Genomic DNA, 15,938 nt, shown 5'->3' with positions numbered 1-15,938 from the left:
AACCCCATTCCCCGGATTACCGGTGGATCGCTCTTGTCATGTCTGCGTGCAGGCAAGCGGCTCCGCATTCTCGCCCTTCGTCAGGTCATAGAGATCAGCCGTCTTGCCCTTGGTCCACCAGATGTAACGGCCGCCGGCATATTTGGCGCCCGAGGCGGCCAGCACATTGGCGGCGACCACGAATTCGCCGGTCCATGACAGGGAAACGAGGGAGACTTCGCCGGCGTTGAAATAGGTGGCATCAACGATCCGGTCACCGCAGGCATAGTCCACCTTGACGGTCCGGACCGCGGCGGTCGACGGGACCTCGATGGTGATCGCCGCGCTCTGACGAACCCGCGCCAACAGCAACAACGGCTTGCCGCCATCGTCGCGCAGAACGAGCTTGCCGTCGCTGTCGACCGCCCAGCTTCGCACGCCCTGCAGCGTGCGAAGGAATTTCTGCTCCTGGCCCATGACCGCCGGCGGGCAGGCCATGCGCATGGTCGCGAGAAGACCGAACCGCAGGGTATCGCCGGTCATCTTCACCTTGCCCGTGAAACGATTGCAGCCGCCCGAGCCGTTCACCTTGCCGTCGCCGGTGAAGGTGACGGTCATCCGGACCCGGTCGACGACACCGCCGCCGCCAATGTCTTCGACCAGCCACTCGCCGACAAGAGCGTCGGCGCCGGCAGCCAGCGCACCCCCCACGGATCCAGCGGGGATGAAGGCCAGCACCACACCGATGAGGGCAGGAATCAGCCGCTTCCGCAGGAGACGTCCCCCCGGGAGAGCCGTCTGAAAGAGCTCCTCGTTTCGAACGATCGCGTGCATCGACATGGACTCCCCGCGGACTCCCCGCGCGACGTGCGCCTCTGTGCGCCATTCAAGTCGGATCTGCTCTAACTCACCCGCCCATGCTCGGCCAGGAAGTCAAGCAGCGCCCTCACCCGCGTCGGCACAGGTCCGCCCTGCCCGACATAGATGGCATGGAAGGCCTCCCGGTCCCCCGGATTGCAGTCTTCCATTACCGTCTGCAGCCGCCCGGCGGCAATATCATCGCGTATCGTAAAGGCGGCAAGTCGTGCAAGGCCCGCTCCACCTATCGCCAGATGACGGAGCGCCTCGCCGTCACTGGCTTGCACCCGGCCGATGGCCGGGACGATCTGAGGCGCGTCGGGCGGCGCCATCCCGTCGCTCAGGGGCCAGCCGTCCACAAGCCGGGTATAGCTGAAGCCGAGCCGGTTGTGCCGGGCGAGATCCGGAGCTGTCTTCGGCGTGCCGAAGCGCGCGAGATAGGCAGGTGCGGCAACGATGAGCATCGGCGTCTCACCAAGCTTGCGGGCCACCAGGCTCGAGCTTTTCAAGGGGCCCGCGCGCACGGCCACATCCGTGCGTTCGGCCAAGAGGTCGATCACCACGTCCGTCTGCGCGATGTCGAGCTGGACGTCGGGATAGCGTGCCAGGAAAGCCCCGACGAGCGGCGCCAGCACATGATTGCCGTAGGAGGCGCTGGTATTCAGCCTGATGCGCCCGACCGGACGCTCGCCGGAGAAAGCGCTGCGCTCCGCCTCGTCGATATCGGCAAGGATGCGCTTGACGCTGTCGTAGAAGGCGGAGCCCTCGGGTGTGAGCTGGAAGCGGCGCGTCGACCGGTTGACGAGCCGCGCCCCAAGACGGCTTTCAAGCCGCGCGATCAGCTTGCTCACGGCGGACGGTGTCATGCGGCGGGCGCGGGCGGCGGCGGAGAAGCCTCCCTGTTCCACCACATCAGCGAAGACTTCCATCTCGCCGGAGCGATTGACCTCGACACGCGCCATGTGACCTCAACTCATTATGTGAATTCAACTCACAGATGATTTTCTTTCAGGCAGTCTATCTCATAAGAGAGCCCAACCCTAGATGGCGTGAGACCCCGCGTTGTCCGATATGACGGATCATTGCCATGCCCCTTGCTCTCTATGCGCTGACCGCCGGCGCTTTCGGAATAGGCGTTACCGAATTCGTGATCATGGGCCTCCTCATCGAGGTCAGTACCGAACTCGGCGTTTCGATCGCCTCTGCCGGCCTCCTGATCTCCGGCTACGCGCTCGGCGTCGTCGTTGGTGCACCGCTCCTCACCGCCATGACCGCGCGGCTGCCGCGCAAGCATGTGCTGATCGGCCTGATGACGATCTTCACCATCGGCAATGCGGCCTGTGCACTTGCGCCCGACTACACCAGCCTGATGGTCGCCCGCGTTGTCACGGCGCTCGCGCATGGCACCTTCTTCGGTGTCGGCTCGGTCGTCGCGACCGGGCTCGTTGCCCGCGACAGGCAGGCCTCCGCCATCGCCATCATGTTCACGGGGCTGACCGTCGCCAATATCCTCGGCGTCCCCTTCGGCACGTGGCTCGGCCAGCAGTTCGGCTGGCGCGCCACCTTCTGGGCGGTCGCCCTCGTCGGCCTTGCAGCGCTCGGCGTGATCGCCGCGCTGGTCCCACGGGACGGTGCTCCTGTCGATGCTGCGGACTGGAGGGCGGACCTGCGTGCCATCCTGCGCCGCCCCGTCCTGCTCGGCCTCACCACCACCGTCTTCGGTTATGCCGGTGTCTTCGCGGTCTTCACCTATATCGCCCCCGCCCTGACGGACATCACCGGCCTTCCGGCCAGCGCCGTCTCGCCGATCCTGCTCGTCTTCGGCGGGGGCCTGGTCGTTGGCAATCTCATCGGCGGCAGACTGGCCGATCGCTGGCTGGTGCCGACCGTCCTCGGCACGATGGCGGCCCTTGCGCTGGTGCTCATGGCCATGACGCTGGCGCTCCATCAGCCGCTCGCGGCGATCATCGCGGTCGGGCTGCTCGGGGCGGCCGGTTTTGCCACCGTGGCGCCCCTGCAGATGTGGGTGCTGAGCAAGGCCGAAGGGGCCGGCCAGAGCCTTGCGTCCAGCTTCAATATCGCGGCCTTCAATCTGGGGAATGCCATCGGCGCCTGGGCGGGCGCGGCGGTGATCGACCATGGACCGGGCCTCGGCATGGTGCCGCTGGCGGCCGCACTGTTCCCCCTGGCGGCCATCGGAACGGCCTTGCTTGCGCTGCGCAGCGAGAAAAAGGCGTTTCCGGAGCCTGCGGCCGAGACCGTCGGCTGCGGCAACTGACCCTGTGCTGATCAGCGCATAAAAAAAGCGGCCCTCGCCGAATCGGGGCCGCTTCACGTCATCGAAGGCCGATAACAGGGGCCTTCTCAGAACCCCAGGTTCAGCGCCGGCTTGCCGCCCCGGAAACTCGGGCGAATGCCGGGGCCGCCCTCCTCCGTGCCCTGGGGCGCCAGGTCCTCGTAGCTCGGCTGGCGGAACTGCTGCACGGCGGGACGCTGCACGCGACCGGATGATTGCGGCTTCGCCGTCCTGGCGGCCCGCGCCGGCTTCGCCTTACCGGGCTTCGCGAGGGATTGGCCCTGCTGCGGCAGTTCAAGCGGTGCGTTCTGCGCCGCCGCCGGTGTGACCGCGGCTACCCCGAGGAGCAGCGCGACAGCAGCGGAACCGCCGACGAGGCCGAATGCGAGACGCCTGCCCACCGCACGCGGCCCAAACGTCATGGGCGCTGTCGTGCCCTTCGTCGGGGTCATGGCTGTCCTCATCTCCGGCTGCTCCGTTGCATGGTCTCACACCCTCGCGGGGCCCTGTCACAGGAATGGGGCCGCGTCATGACCTCCCGGCGGGCGCTTGACCCGTTATCCGGGGCGGCGGTCAGGCCCTGGCGTCGGCCATGAGGGAACCGCATCGGAGACCGGTGATTTCCTCTCTATACAAATAGACAGGGCCAGCGTCATGGATAGGGGTAAAGTTTCAGCATGGTGGTCAACTTATGCGGATTCTGATCGGGAGTCAGCGGAAGCCGCGCGCCAGCCATTCCTGTGCAAACCATTCCTGTGCAAACCATTCCTGTGCCAGCCATTCCTGTGGCTGTCGTTACGCGCATCGGAGCCGCCGGTGCCCGGGTCACCGCTGCCCGGTCCCTTTCCACGGCCACCGACGGTCGATCCCTCGGACCCTTTGAGACCGGTCCTTCCCCCTGTCGAGGAGCCCGAGCCTGACGATCCGGACAACGACCGGCCGCAGCCGAATCCCGACGAAAGAGAACCGGAAAAGCGCATGCTGATCGCCTGAACCGGCTGTCAACAAAGCTGACTGCGACCAAGCCGACTGCAACCAAGCTCGCTTTCGACGAAGAGCGATGTCACATCGCCTGCCGGCGTGCCACCTCATCGATCTCGGCCTGCTCTCTTTCGGCTGCCGCCGACAGCGTGGCGTGCATTCGTCCGCGCACATAGCCGCGCGAAATCAACCTCTCCGCCTTGGCAAGCCGCCGCTCCTTTTCCGCGAGATCGGCAAGCGCATCCCTGATAGCTGCGTTCAGGGCGGCAAGAGCATCCCCTTCAGCCTTCAGATAGGCTGCAACGATTTCGTCCACTGTCGTGCTCATTGCCGGGACCTGCGAAATCTGATCGTTGTTTTCAATCGCGTCAGGATAGCTGAACATGAACGAAAAAAGAACAAAAAAGAACAAACCGGCAATATCGCAGTGGGAAACCCGATTGACCCTTGTTTGCAGATCGTTAGACGGCGCGCGACGCCGTCCCCAGCCCTTCGCCAGCCGCGTGCCGGCGAAGCCCATGCGCTCCGGCCCGGCCCTGTCGCGGCCCCCGCGTGCGGCCTCTAGACCCGGCACGAACGATCGAGTAGGCAGGCATCAATAGCCGATGGCAGGGGAGCGACCGAATGAGCGGCAATCAGGGGTCAGAAGCCGGTCGTCCTCGCCTCATCGCGCTTGACTGGGGAACCTCGAGCCTGCGCGGTTTCCTTATGGGCAAGGACGCCGGGATTATCGACCAGCGCGCCAGCAGCCACGGCATCCAGAATTTACCGGAGCCCGGCATTCCAGGCTTCGAGAAGGCATTCGCGGCGCTGTGCGGCCCATGGCTCGCCCGGTGGCCGGACCTGCCGGTGGTGGCGGGCGGCATGGTGGGCAGCGCCCAGGGCTGGGTCGAGGCGCCCTATGTCCCCTGCCCCGCCGACGTCGCGGAGCTTGCACGCCATGCCGGCCGGGTGACGACCGCCGACGGCCGCACCATCCTGATCGCGCCGGGGGTCATCGACGATCCGGCTGATGCCCCGCCGGACGTGATGCGCGGGGAGGAGATCCAGATTGCCGGGGCCCTCGCCGACAACCCATCCCTGGCCGAGCGGGCGTCGATCATCATGCCGGGCACTCACTCGAAATGGGTATCCATCGCGGCAAGCCGCATCACCCATTTCGATACCTACATGACCGGCGAGGTCTTCGCGGTGATGACGACCCACTCGATTCTCGGCCGCCTGATGACGTCCCCGGCCGAGGGGACGACCGCCGACCCTGCCGCGGCGGACGCCGCCTTCTGCCAGGGCGTCCTGGCGGCGCGCGAGAGCCGGGCCGGCGACCTTCTCAACCAGCTCTTTTCGGTGCGGACGCTCGGTCTCACCAAGCGCCTCTCCGGCCTGGTGCTGAGGGACTATCTCTCCGGCCTTCTGATCGGGCAGGAATTGACCTCGGGCCTGGCGCGCCTGAAGCAATCCTCGGCCACGCTGCCCCCCATCGTGCTGATCGGCGACGACCGGCTGTGCAGCAGCTACCGCCGCGCGATGGCTCTGTTCGACATCACGCCGGCCGCCCTTCTCGGCAATACGGCTCCGTCGGGCCTCTTCCGCTTTGCGGCTGCGACAGGCATGCTTCAAAGGGCATGACCGGAATGTTGCCTGACCATCTGAAACAAGGAGTGGGACCATGAACCGGCCGAGCCGCGCGACGCGTCTGGAAGAGGCTTTCGCCGCGTTACCGCTGATCGCCATCCTCAGGGGGCTGAAGCCTGAGGAGGTGGGCGGCGTCGCCCCGGTGCTCTATGAGGCGGGCTTCCGCTTTATTGAAGTGCCACTGAATTCGCCGGACCCGTTCGACAGCATCCGCCTCATCCGAGACTTGCTGCCGGCCGATACGCTCGTGGGCGCGGGCACGGTCACGCGGCCGGCCGAGGTGGAGCGGCTCGTCGGGCTTGATGCCGACCTCGTGGTCATGCCGCATGCCGACACGGCCGTGATCCGCGCTGCGGCCGATGCCGGCCTCGTCTGCATGCCTGGTATTGCGACGCCGACGGAAGCCTTTGCCGCGCTCGCGGCAGGCGCGGCCGCCCTCAAGATCTTCCCGGCCGAGATGGTCGGGCCGCCGGTCATCAAGGCCATGCGCGCGGTGCTGCCGGCAGGGACGCGGCTGTTGCCGGTCGGCGGGATCACGCCCGCCACGATGGACCCCTTCCTCGCGGCCGGCGTTGCGGGCTTCGGCCTGGGTTCGGCCCTCTACAAGCCCGGCATGGATGTGGACGCGGTTGCGGCCAACGCGCAAGCTTTCGTCGATGCATGGAAGGCACGGCAGAGGCCGTGAAAGGGCGCGCTCCGGAGGGGGCAGTCCGCTTTTACTCAGCAGGCTCCGGATCCCCACTACAGGAAATCTGATCTCCCACGTCTCTGATAACAGAAAAACTTATCTGGCAGTGGACAACTATCCCTGCAGCACTACCCATACAGCGCGCCTAAACTACCATTAACCCATTGATTCGCTTGGGGGTGGCTGGCAATGGATGAGGAGAGGCTGCAAGGAAGGCTGCAAGGAAGACTGCAAGAGTTGATCCTGGCCATGTCGCTCGAACGACAAGAGGCCATCGCGCATCGCACCGATGAACTGCTGACTGCTTGGCAAGCATTCGAGCCGGCGCCCCTTGCGCCGTTCACCCCATCGATGGCGGCACTGTCCTGGCTTACCCTGGCACGCGGTGCCGTGCAGGACATCCGCCGGTCCGACGCGCTTCCGCAAGAAGATCCTTTGCAAGAGGATTCTTCGCCAGAGGATTCTCCGCTAGCGGATTCTTCGCCAGAGGATTCTCCGCAAGGCGAAGCGATTTCCCCCGAGGCACCCGGCGCGCCCTCGTCGGACGTGGTCCTGCTCGCGGATGACGTCCAGTTCACGGCACAAGCAGAAAGCACGGCCGATACGGCATCGGCCGGTCAGGCCGTGCCTCCGACCGCGGGTGAGGCGGATGTCGTGACCATCGACGGCGAGATTGTCATGGTTGCATTGCTGTCCGGCGGTACCGCCGACGATGAACCGGCTCCGGCGATGGCCGGCGCCGGTCAGCCCGGTGCAGCCGCGGCCGAGATGGACGACGGCGTGTCTGCCGTCGTCTTCACGGAAGCGATCAACTTCAATAATGACGACCTGTCGTTCCCGATGATATCGCCCTTCGAAGGCGATGACGCATCAGCGGCACTTGCGCGCGCCGTCAGCGAGGGCCTTGCCTTGCGAACCGAGCACAAGCCGAAAGCCAGAGACAAAAACGGGGCCATACCCATCACCGTTCATCCCGGCTCCATCCCCGCTCACATGGGGCCGCCGACTTCCGGAACGAGGCTGTCATCGCCGTAGCGATCGTCTTCCGGGAAAGGGGAAACGGCGTTGTCGAGCTGGTCTTCAACATAGTCCGGAGGACCGGACCGGCTGAAACCGCCCCCACGCGGGTTGGTGGATTGGCAGGCTGTGGCAGCGATACTGATCGCTACGATAAGGGCCAGTCGGTTCAGATGCATAAAGGCCTCTATAAAAATTGTTGGCGCATTCGATATGAGAGCGGCGTCCCATGCAAGCACCATTCATCGATTGCCCTGCGCAATCTGCAATCGTGCTTAAGAGTGACCGCATGCGGCCGCGCATGTGGCGACCGTGTGAGATGAAGCCTGCCTTCCCATACCCGCGTGACCGCACGAGACCCATACAGTCCATACTGTCGTTCCCAGCAGAGAGTTTTCACATGGCTCCCTCTCCCATCAACGCCATCCTGTCCAGCCGCGTTACAGAAGGTCTCGCGCGTATTCTCTTTACATTTCCCTTCTGGGGAAGCGGCTTGGCCAAACTGATCGATTTCCGCGGCGGTGTCGCCGAGATGGAGATGTTCGGCCTCTATCCCGGCTGGCTGTTCAACATGGCCACGATCATCGTGCAGCTCGGGGGCTCCGCGCTGATCATCACGCGACGGCACACCTGGCTCGGCGCCGGCGCCCTCGGGATCTTCACGGCGCTGACCATCCCCATCGTTCACCATTTCTGGTCACTCGAGGGGGAGCGCGCGCTCGTCGCCTTCCATACCGCCACCGAGCATATCGGTATGATCGGCGCCCTCATCCTGGTGTCCATCCTGGAGCAAGTCCGTCTGTTGCGGACGTGCTCCGATCCAAAGTAAACGAGCAAATTAACCGCCGTGGATGGAATCGTCCGATACCATCCACGGCGGATTTGCTCTGGCGCGGCGTCCGGCGCCGGCGCGTTGGCCGCATCGCTCGCGCAGGTCGCGCCGCCATCAGGCGATCGGGTTGGCCGCGAGATTGAGCGGGGCATGCATCTCCGGCGGCAGCGCGGACAACTGCACGCTCGCAGAGCGTTGGCCAAGGCTCGCCATCTGCTGTGAGAGAAGGCCTGCCGCCGCGTCGATCCCATAGGCTTCGTTCCCGACGCAGATGAAGCTGTTGCCTGTGTTCGCCGAGTGCAGCGCGATATTCAGCTTGCCGCCGACCGTCGCGATGCCGCAGGTCAAGGTCTCCGATGAATCGCGCGAGACCGTGAGGACGAGTCTATCGGCGGATTCATTGGCGAAATCGAAGGCGAGCAAATGGCCGGCTCTGGCGCGATCACGCCCATCAACGACGTCGAGCTCGCCGCTGTCGGTGCTGCCGAGACGAAAGACAGCATTGGCCGTGCCGAGATCGATGCTCTTGTGACCCCCTCCGGTCACCGCTGCGATCTCGATAAACCCGGCGGTCTGTTGCGACGCCGAGATCCGATCGTCACCGTCATTCAGTTCAACGCGCAGGGACGCGTCGCCGGCGACGCTCACGCTGTCGTCGCCTGGGCCAGCCACCACGACGACACCCTCCACCCGCGGACCGCCGGCATCCCCCGAACCTATAGTGATGCTGTCGTTACCGGCCTCTGCCGAGATGGTGACATTGCTCGCCCGCGACGTAATCACATCGTCGCCCGCGGCCGTGTCGACGGCCTGAATATCGAGGATTGCAGGGGCGCTGCCCGCGGCATCGAGCGCGAGTGCGACGCGGTCCGCGGCGGCGGTGAGCCACACGCCCTCGACGCCTAAAAGATGCGACACGGGGGCTTCGCCCGGCTTGGCAGCGCTCAAGGCAAGCGTCGCTTCGCCTGGGGCGGCGGATGCCGTCAGGGAAACCGCCTCCTTTACGGCGTCGGTGAGAAAGACGGCGTCTTGGCCGGCACCGCCAGTCACCCTCGAGCCGATCTCAGTCAGAAACGCCAGATCGTCGCCATCGCCGAGATCGAGCTGGCTAGCCCCTCCGGCAACAGCCTGATCATTACCGGCACCGAGGGTGATCTGGTCGTTACCGCCACCACTCCGGTAGATGTCTGCGCCTGCCGTGCCCATGACGATGTCGTCATAGGACGAGCCGGTGTAGAACTCGATGCCCTTTCCTTGCAGCGTGAATTTCTGGCCATTGCCGCTCGCCGCGAAGCGAACCTCATCTTTTCCCCCGACCCGGTCATCGATGTCATAATCGGTGCCATTGGCGACCTGGTAGACGTCGTTACTGTCGCCAGTCGAGGTGACCCGGCTGTTCGCAGCCTGCACCACAACAAGATTGTCGCCGCCGCGATCGAGCTCGACCGCCGGTCCTGCCGCGACCGCAGCGCGCGGCGTGTCCCCGTCGCCGACAGCCTGGTCGGCTGGACGCGCCGCAGACGGGTCGAAATTGGCTTGAATAAGAACTATGTGATCGACGACGTCGTCCTTCACGGCTGCATCGCCCCCGATTGCGACGGCGGCCCCGCGGACGGTCCTATCCTTCGCCGTATCGTGACCATTCTTGTCAAAGACGGCGACCGCGGTACCAAACAGGCTGCGCTCCTGTCCGAGCCAGTTGAAATCCGCGCGATTGTAGCTGATGTCGATCAGTTCCGCGGCACCGGTCTTGGACCGCAGCGCCTTCAGCGCCTCGGCATGGTCTGTGCCCTCGCGGATAACGGAGGCGGCCCGCTCGTCGAAGGCGCTCCAATACCATTCGGTATTCATCGAAGACCGCATGTCGCCCTGGATTTTCGGCGTGTAGACCCCGCTGAACCAGTTGACCATAGGGGTGGCATCCAGGGCCGCGATCGTGTGCAGGGCTTTGAGCACGTCCCATTCGTGGTGGAGCCCCTGCGCCCAGAAATCATCCTTGAGGGACTGGAGATCAATGGCGCGGCCGATGGCCCCGAAATCGGGCAGGAGAACTGTCAGCAGGGCCGCAGGCGGACAAACGACCGCTGCCACACCAGCGAAAACGGCGGCGCCGATCTGTATTGCGGAATTGGCGACGGCCCATTTTGCGGCGCCGGAGGTCGGGTTGTTCTGGAGATCGCGGATCGCACCGGCGAGGCCCACGGCCCCGGTGACGACACCCAGGGCGCATCCGGCAATGCCGAGCTTCGTCGCGACCTGCGTAGCCTTCGTGGTCGTAGCCAGTGCCCTGACCAGATCGCTCGACACATATGCCGCCGTTGCGGCAAGACTTGTACTGCTCTGCGCGATGAGGATCGGATCGCTGCTTGTGGCAATGCGCGTAGCGTCGCTCGCGACGCTGCCCAGCCCGGCGAAGAGGGAAATTCCGGCCGCTGCCTTCAAGGCTGCGCTCGACGCCCCGGGGCTTGCGGCGGTCCGGGCGGTCGACGACGGCATGGCGTGGAGAACGCCGGGATCCACACCTGCCGCGTAGCGGGTGGCGAAGGTCTTCAGAATCTCGCGCGGGCTCATACCCGTCGCCGCATCGATCGCGACGCCGCCAGCGATCTGGAGAAGCGTGCTGCCTTGTCGACATATATCCGCGATGGCGCGCGCCTTCGCCGCATCGCTGGCGTTGGGATCATCGATGATGGCGGCATTGCCCACGATGCCCAACACATCCCTTGTGCCGGCCAAGATGCGCCACGTAGTCGCCGTGACCGTGGATAGATCGCCGAGCAACGCCTGGCGTTGCGTCAGCCCGGTCTTGTCGAGAAGCGCGCTCGTCAGCCGGCCTTTCAGGGCCTCCGGCGACAGCTCGCCACGCAGGGCGGCGGGAGACGTGCCCGACGCGTAGCGGCTGGTGAGGGTCGCTTTGCTCGTTTCCTGCCAGAGCTCCTGGCGCAGGCCACGCCAGGCAACCGCCTGGGCGTCATCGCTGGTTGCGAAATCGGCGTTGAACGTGCTGCTCAGCGTCTTCTCGATCTCACGGACATAGCCGCGATACAGGAGCGAATCATGGACTGGATCCCCGTTGAGCTGCAGGCGCACGGATTGGATGCCAAGGCGCTGCTGCGCCGGTAATGACAGGACATTCTCGCCCGGTGCGGCGATCAGGAGATTGGGGTTCGAGCGAGTGGCCGAATCCACACCCTTTGTGATATCGGCAATGGTGTTGTCGAGGTTGAGCCTCAATCCCGACAGACCGGCCGACGCCACGATCGCGGTCGCAGCGCCCGTGGTCAGAGAATTGCGGCCGGGGAATGCGGAGGCGGCAGTGCCTGCCACCGCGCCGATCTGCGCCGCCGTCCATTCGAGTTCGTCCTTGATCGGCAGATCGATTACGGACGAGCTCAATGAACGCAGGATGTCGGCGATCGCCGCGGTCTCGCGCGCGGATTCCGCCCCAACGTCCGTGGTCAGGGAATTGGGGTTGGGGAACGTGGAGGCGGCGGTGCCTGCAACAGCGCCGGCCTGCTGTGCCATCCATTCGAACTCGCGCTTGACCTGCGGATCGCTTATGAGATCGCGAAGCGCACGCAGGATCTCGGCTGTCGTGAGTGGGGATGTGGACGTTTCCATCTCGGCCATGGTGCTTGGGTCTCCCGCAATCAATTCGGAAACACGCAAATAGTGGCGGAGCGCAGGGAGCAAGCCGTGCCGGCGCCCGCGAGATAATCTCGTTTTCGTCAATCACCCATGAATAGGTCCGCCGAACGTAGACCGGTCGCAAAATGCCGGCGCGTCGCAAATCGCGGACGAGATCATTTAGCCTGATCACCTGTCCTGTGCATGGCAAACCACGCTTTAGGAATGTGGATTCCGGCCGCGTCGCGCCACCGGCTGATTGGGGGCAGGCTTCGCCCGATGACCGCGGCTCCCGCCGCGGCCGGTCCACGGGTAGGATCGATAAGCTATCGCTCGCGGCCTGCCTCGGAGACGGCCTTGATGACGGGGGACAAAAGGAAATCGATGACGCGGCGTTCGCCTGTCTTGATCTCGACGGTTGCGCGCATGCCCGCCGTCAGCTTGACCTCGCGGCCATCCACGACGATCGTCTCCTTCTTCAACCGCACACGCGCCGCGAAAACGAACCCCAGCCGTTGATCGCTCACCGCGTCGCGCGAGACCGAGACGACCTCGCCGGGAAGCGTGCCGTAGCGCGTGAAGGGAAAGGCCTCCAGCTTGACCATCGCCGTCTGCCCGTCCCGCACGAAGCCGATGTCGCGGTTCAACACCTGCGCTTCGATCTCGATGTAGTCGTCACGCGGCACAATGACCATCAACGCCTGTGCCGGCTGGACGACGCCACCGCGGGTATGCACGGCGAGCTGCTGCACCACCCCGTCGACAGGCGCCGTGAGATGCTGCAGATCCTTGCGCTGTTCCGCCTTTGTCAGCTCCTGCGTCAGCTCGGCCACCGTCGCCTCGGCAGCGGTCAGGTCGGTGAGAAACTTGCGCCTGGTCTCCGCCATCGCCATTGCGCGCCGGCGCGTCACGCCGGCGACGGCCGCGTCTGCGGCCAGGCGCTGCGCTGCCAGGCCGTCGCGATCGCGCTTCATGGCGACCACCTGCTGGCGCAGCTCCAGCACCTGATAGCGCGGCGTCAGGCCCTTCTCCAGCAAAGCCTCACGCGCCTTCACGCGTTCCTCCAGCAAGGGCAGGCTCTGGTCGAGCTTGGCTATGCCAGCTTCCAGGGCCTTGGCCCCGGCCTGTTCCCGATCAAGCTCGCGATTAAGCGTCGCGAGGCGTTCCTGCTGCTCACGCGCCTCATTGCGCGCGAGTTCCCGTGCCCGAGCGACCTCCTCCTCCGTCGCTCCGAGCGCGTTGGCATCGGCTGTTGAGAGACCGCCTCCGGGGCGGCCGAGCAGTGTTTCGAGGCGCAGAACATCGAGCCGTGCCGTGGCCAGTCTGCCCGCAACCCGGCTGCGCTCGGCGCCGCTCGCCGTCGTGTCGAGCTCAACGAGAACATCGCCCGCACGCACAACGGACCCATCCGCAATGAGAATGCGGCGGATCACCCCGGCTTCGAAGGGTTGGATGGTCTTGGAGCGGTCCGAGGGAACGATGCGGCCCTCGGCGACCGCCACCATGTCGATCGCGCTCAGGCAAGCCCAGAGCACCGCCGAGCCGAGGAAGGCCGAGACCGCGATGGCGATCACGCGCGCCAAAGGAGACGGAGGCCTCTCCAGGATCTCGAGAGCGGCCGGGAGAAACTCCACCTCGTCGCGACGGTTGAGCTCGCGCTCCCAATCCCCGTCCCGCATCACGGCATAGTCCTCTGGCCTTGCTGGTATTGCAACAGACTGGCGAAGTGGCCGCCACGGGTGGCGAGCTCCGCGGGTGTGCCATCTTCAACCAGCCTGCCGTCCTCGATCGTCAGGATCCGGTCCGCCATCTGGACGGCCGACAGGCGATGGGCGATGATGATCGCGGTACGCCCCTTGGCCATCGCCTTCATATTGTCCTGGATGACACGCTCGGATTCATAGTCGAGCGCGCTGGTGGCTTCGTCGAAGATCAGGATCGCCGGCTTCATGATGAGGGCGCGCGCTATGGCGATGCGCTGCCGCTGGCCGCCGGACAGGGACGCGCCGCGTTCGGCGAGGATCGTGTTGTAACCGTGCGGAAGCTTGGCGATGAAATCATGCGCTCCAGCGAGCTGGGCCGCTTCGACGACCGTTTCGATCGGCAGCCCCGGATCGGCGATGGCGATATTCTCGCGCACCGTACCGGTGAAAAGCATGTTCTCCTGCAGCACGACGCCGAGCTGGCGCCTGAGCCAGGAAGGGTCCATCAGGCTGAGGTCCATGCCGTCGATGAGCACACGCCCGCGTTCCGGCACATAGAGACGCTGGATGAGCTTCGCGAGCGTGCTCTTGCCCGATCCGGAAGCCCCGACAATTCCAACGATCTGTCCGGCGGGAATGTCGACGCTGATGTCGGAGAGGATCTCCGGTCCCGTCGGATCATAACGGAACGAGGCATATTGGAAGCTGATCTGCCCGACGATCGCGGGCGTGGTGTGGCCGACCGCATAGGTTGGCTCGGCGCGCGCATTCAGGATGTCGCCAAGGCGCGCCACCGAAATGCGCACCTGCTGGAAGTCCTGCCACATCTGCGCCAGACGCAAGACCGGCCCATGGACCTGTCCAGCCAACATGTTGAAGGCGACGAGTTCGCCGACCGTCATCTCGTGCGCCAGCACGATGCGTGCGCCGCCGTATAAGATCAGGATCACCGTCAGCTTGTTGATGGCGCGCGCGATCTGTCCCGACCAGTTGGCGAGGCGAGCGACCCGGAAGGACGCCGCCGCGTAGCCGGCAATCTGGTCCTCCCAGCGGCGCTGCATAAGCTTCTCGATCGCGGTTGCCTTGACTGTCTCTATGCCGCTGACGGTCTCGACCAGAAAGGACTGGTTCTCGGCGCTGCGGTTGAATTTTTCCTCGAGCCGCCTGCGAAAGAGCGGCGTGACGACGAGCGACAGAATGGCGTAGAGCGGGACGGAGCCGGCGACGATGAGCGTCAGCAAGGGGCTGTAGACATACATCACCACGAAGAACAGGCTGGTGAACACCAGATCCATCGCGAGCGTCAGCGCCGACCCTGTCAGAAAGGCCCGGATATTCTCCAGTTCGCGCACGCGGGCCACGGAATCCCCCACATGCCGCGCCTCGAAATAGGCAAGGGGCAAAGCCGCGAGATGCTCGAACAACCGCGCCCCGAGCTCGACGTCGATACGGCTCGTCGTATGGCTGAAGAGATAGGTGCGCAATCCACCGAGCAGGATCTCGAACAGGGCCATGCCAGCCAGCCCGATCACCAGCACATCGAGCGTCGACAGGCTCTCATGCACAAGCACCTTGTCGATCACCACCTGGAAGAACAGGGGTGTCAGCAGCCCGAAGACCTGGAGAAAGAAGGAGCAGACGAGAACCTCTGCCAGCACCCGCCTGTATTTGCCGACGGCCTGCAGAAACCAGCCAAACCCGAAGTGACGGTCCGCCACGCCGGCCCCGCCGCGGCGCGCAAGCAGGAGGATGCGGCCGTTCCACCGTTTGCCGAAAGTCTCGGCGTCTATCAGACTGTTGCCTCTCTGCTGCGGTTCATAGACGAGCGCGCGATCGTCGATATATTTGGCGATGATGAAGTAGTCGCCATCCCTGGCCTGCGCGACCGCCGGCAGCGGCAGACGGTCAAGCCGCGACGGGCTGGCGCTGACCCAGCGCGCCTTCAGCCCGATCCGGCGGCTGAGCCGCAGGAGATCGGCCGGTTTCAGTTGGCCGCTCGGCAGGCCGAGGTTGTGGCGAAGCTGCTCGACGCCGACCGAAATCCCGAGGAAGCGCAGGACGAGCGCAAAACAGAGAAGGCCGCTCCCGTCCGGGGAATTCGCGTCCGCCGGCTCTGTATCGGAAAGACGATCAGCCACGCCCACACATCCTGCCGAGGCTTCGCACGGTAAGTCGGTGCCGGTCAGAACGCAGCGGCCTGGTCAACAAACGATCTGATCAACCACAAAAATATCGAACGAATTGAAAGCAATAGGTTTTATTGTAGGGGGTGGACACGGCGAATTCTTCGCAGATCGCGCAGTTCAAGTCGCGCGAGACAGCCCT

General features: G+C 64.9%; 12 protein-coding genes. 5 read left to right on the top strand and 7 right to left on the bottom strand.

Translation table 11 applies throughout. The annotated features are described in order from the left end of the window. Nucleotides 1-36: 36 nt before the first annotated feature. Nucleotides 37-813 (bottom strand): META domain-containing protein, encoded by a 777-nt coding sequence (locus C7450_RS34465; RefSeq protein ID WP_245449547.1) that lies wholly within the window; start codon nt 811-813, stop codon nt 37-39. A gap of 68 nt (nt 814-881) precedes the next feature. Beyond that, nucleotides 882-1,799 carry a LysR family transcriptional regulator gene (locus tag C7450_RS08765; RefSeq protein WP_110374058.1) on the bottom strand — a complete coding sequence of 306 codons (918 nt, stop codon included), beginning with the start codon at nt 1,797-1,799 and terminating at the stop codon, nt 882-884. A gap of 125 nt (nt 1,800-1,924) precedes the next feature. Here C7450_RS08765 and C7450_RS08760 point away from each other — a divergent pair, with 125 nt between their 5' ends. Next, nucleotides 1,925-3,115 (top strand): MFS transporter, encoded by a 1,191-nt coding sequence (locus tag C7450_RS08760; RefSeq protein WP_110374057.1) that lies wholly within the window; start codon nt 1,925-1,927, stop codon nt 3,113-3,115. A gap of 86 nt (nt 3,116-3,201) precedes the next feature. Here C7450_RS08760 and C7450_RS08755 read toward each other — a convergent pair whose 3' ends face one another. Together C7450_RS08755 and C7450_RS08750 are read right to left on the bottom strand one after the other, a co-directional pair. After that, entirely contained in the window at nt 3,202-3,585 is a 384-nt protein-coding gene (locus tag C7450_RS08755; protein ID WP_110374056.1) for a hypothetical protein, read from the bottom strand. 611 nt (nt 3,586-4,196) lie between these two features. After that, nucleotides 4,197-4,634, bottom strand: coding sequence for a hypothetical protein (locus C7450_RS08750; RefSeq protein ID WP_110374055.1), 438 nt, complete (start codon nt 4,632-4,634; stop codon nt 4,197-4,199). A 104-nt stretch (nt 4,635-4,738) separates the two neighbouring features. Here C7450_RS08750 and C7450_RS08745 point away from each other — a divergent pair, with 104 nt between their 5' ends. The 4 genes from C7450_RS08745 to C7450_RS08730 all read left to right on the top strand — a co-directional run bounded on the left by C7450_RS08745 (nt 4,739) and on the right by C7450_RS08730 (nt 8,280). Beyond that, on the top strand, nt 4,739-5,740 hold the full coding sequence (locus tag C7450_RS08745) for a 2-dehydro-3-deoxygalactonokinase (protein WP_110374054.1): 1,002 nt from the start codon (nt 4,739-4,741) through the stop codon (nt 5,738-5,740). 40 nt (nt 5,741-5,780) lie between these two features. Further along, nucleotides 5,781-6,431 (top strand): 2-dehydro-3-deoxy-6-phosphogalactonate aldolase, encoded by a 651-nt coding sequence (locus tag C7450_RS08740; protein ID WP_110374053.1) that lies wholly within the window; start codon nt 5,781-5,783, stop codon nt 6,429-6,431. Between the two features lie 192 nt (nt 6,432-6,623). Then, nucleotides 6,624-7,469 carry a hypothetical protein gene (locus C7450_RS08735; protein ID WP_146227301.1) on the top strand — a complete coding sequence of 282 codons (846 nt, stop codon included), beginning with the start codon at nt 6,624-6,626 and terminating at the stop codon, nt 7,467-7,469. Nucleotides 7,470-7,851: 382 nt separating this feature from the next. Beyond that, a complete protein-coding gene (locus C7450_RS08730) occupies nt 7,852-8,280 on the top strand; it encodes a DoxX family protein (protein WP_110374051.1) in 429 nt (142 codons plus the stop codon). Nucleotides 8,281-8,397: 117 nt separating this feature from the next. Here C7450_RS08730 and C7450_RS08725 read toward each other — a convergent pair whose 3' ends face one another. The 3 genes from C7450_RS08725 to C7450_RS08715 form a co-directional block, all read right to left on the bottom strand. Continuing rightward, on the bottom strand, nt 8,398-11,913 hold the full coding sequence (locus C7450_RS08725) for a calcium-binding protein (RefSeq protein ID WP_110374050.1): 3,516 nt from the start codon (nt 11,911-11,913) through the stop codon (nt 8,398-8,400). Nucleotides 11,914-12,236: 323 nt separating this feature from the next. Further along, nucleotides 12,237-13,589 carry an HlyD family type I secretion periplasmic adaptor subunit gene (locus tag C7450_RS08720; RefSeq protein WP_110374049.1) on the bottom strand — a complete coding sequence of 451 codons (1,353 nt, stop codon included), beginning with the start codon at nt 13,587-13,589 and terminating at the stop codon, nt 12,237-12,239. Further along, nucleotides 13,589-15,751, bottom strand: coding sequence for a type I secretion system permease/ATPase (locus C7450_RS08715; protein WP_110374048.1), 2,163 nt, complete (start codon nt 15,749-15,751; stop codon nt 13,589-13,591). Before C7450_RS08715 ends, C7450_RS08720 begins: the two co-directional genes overlap by 1 nt. Nucleotides 15,752-15,938: the final 187 nt, after the last annotated feature.

Origin of the sequence: Chelatococcus asaccharovorans, assembly GCF_003201475.1 — a bacterium.
In the GTDB taxonomy this organism is placed as follows: Bacteria; Pseudomonadota; Alphaproteobacteria; order Rhizobiales; family Beijerinckiaceae; genus Chelatococcus; species Chelatococcus asaccharovorans.
This window is presented reverse-complemented; position numbering and strand designations above follow the sequence as displayed.

Bases quoted from the DNA above. Each gene is read 5' to 3' on its own strand.
- C7450_RS34465 (WP_245449547.1), bottom strand. From the start codon at position 813: ATGCACGCGATCGTTCGAAACGAGGAGCTCTTTCAGACGGCTCTCCCG.
- C7450_RS08720 (WP_110374049.1), bottom strand. From the start codon at position 13,589: ATGCGGGACGGGGATTGGGAGCGCGAGCTCAACCGTCGCGACGAGGTG.
- C7450_RS08765 (WP_110374058.1), bottom strand. From the start codon at position 1,799: ATGGCGCGTGTCGAGGTCAATCGCTCCGGCGAGATGGAAGTCTTCGCT.
- C7450_RS08750 (WP_110374055.1), bottom strand. From the start codon at position 4,634: ATGGGCTTCGCCGGCACGCGGCTGGCGAAGGGCTGGGGACGGCGTCGC.
- C7450_RS08745 (WP_110374054.1), top strand. From the start codon at position 4,739: ATGAGCGGCAATCAGGGGTCAGAAGCCGGTCGTCCTCGCCTCATCGCG.
- C7450_RS08740 (WP_110374053.1), top strand. From the start codon at position 5,781: ATGAACCGGCCGAGCCGCGCGACGCGTCTGGAAGAGGCTTTCGCCGCG.
- C7450_RS08730 (WP_110374051.1), top strand. From the start codon at position 7,852: ATGGCTCCCTCTCCCATCAACGCCATCCTGTCCAGCCGCGTTACAGAA.
- C7450_RS08735 (WP_146227301.1), top strand. From the start codon at position 6,624: ATGGATGAGGAGAGGCTGCAAGGAAGGCTGCAAGGAAGACTGCAAGAG.
- C7450_RS08755 (WP_110374056.1), bottom strand. From the start codon at position 3,585: ATGACCCCGACGAAGGGCACGACAGCGCCCATGACGTTTGGGCCGCGT.
- C7450_RS08725 (WP_110374050.1), bottom strand. From the start codon at position 11,913: ATGGCCGAGATGGAAACGTCCACATCCCCACTCACGACAGCCGAGATC.
- C7450_RS08760 (WP_110374057.1), top strand. From the start codon at position 1,925: ATGCCCCTTGCTCTCTATGCGCTGACCGCCGGCGCTTTCGGAATAGGC.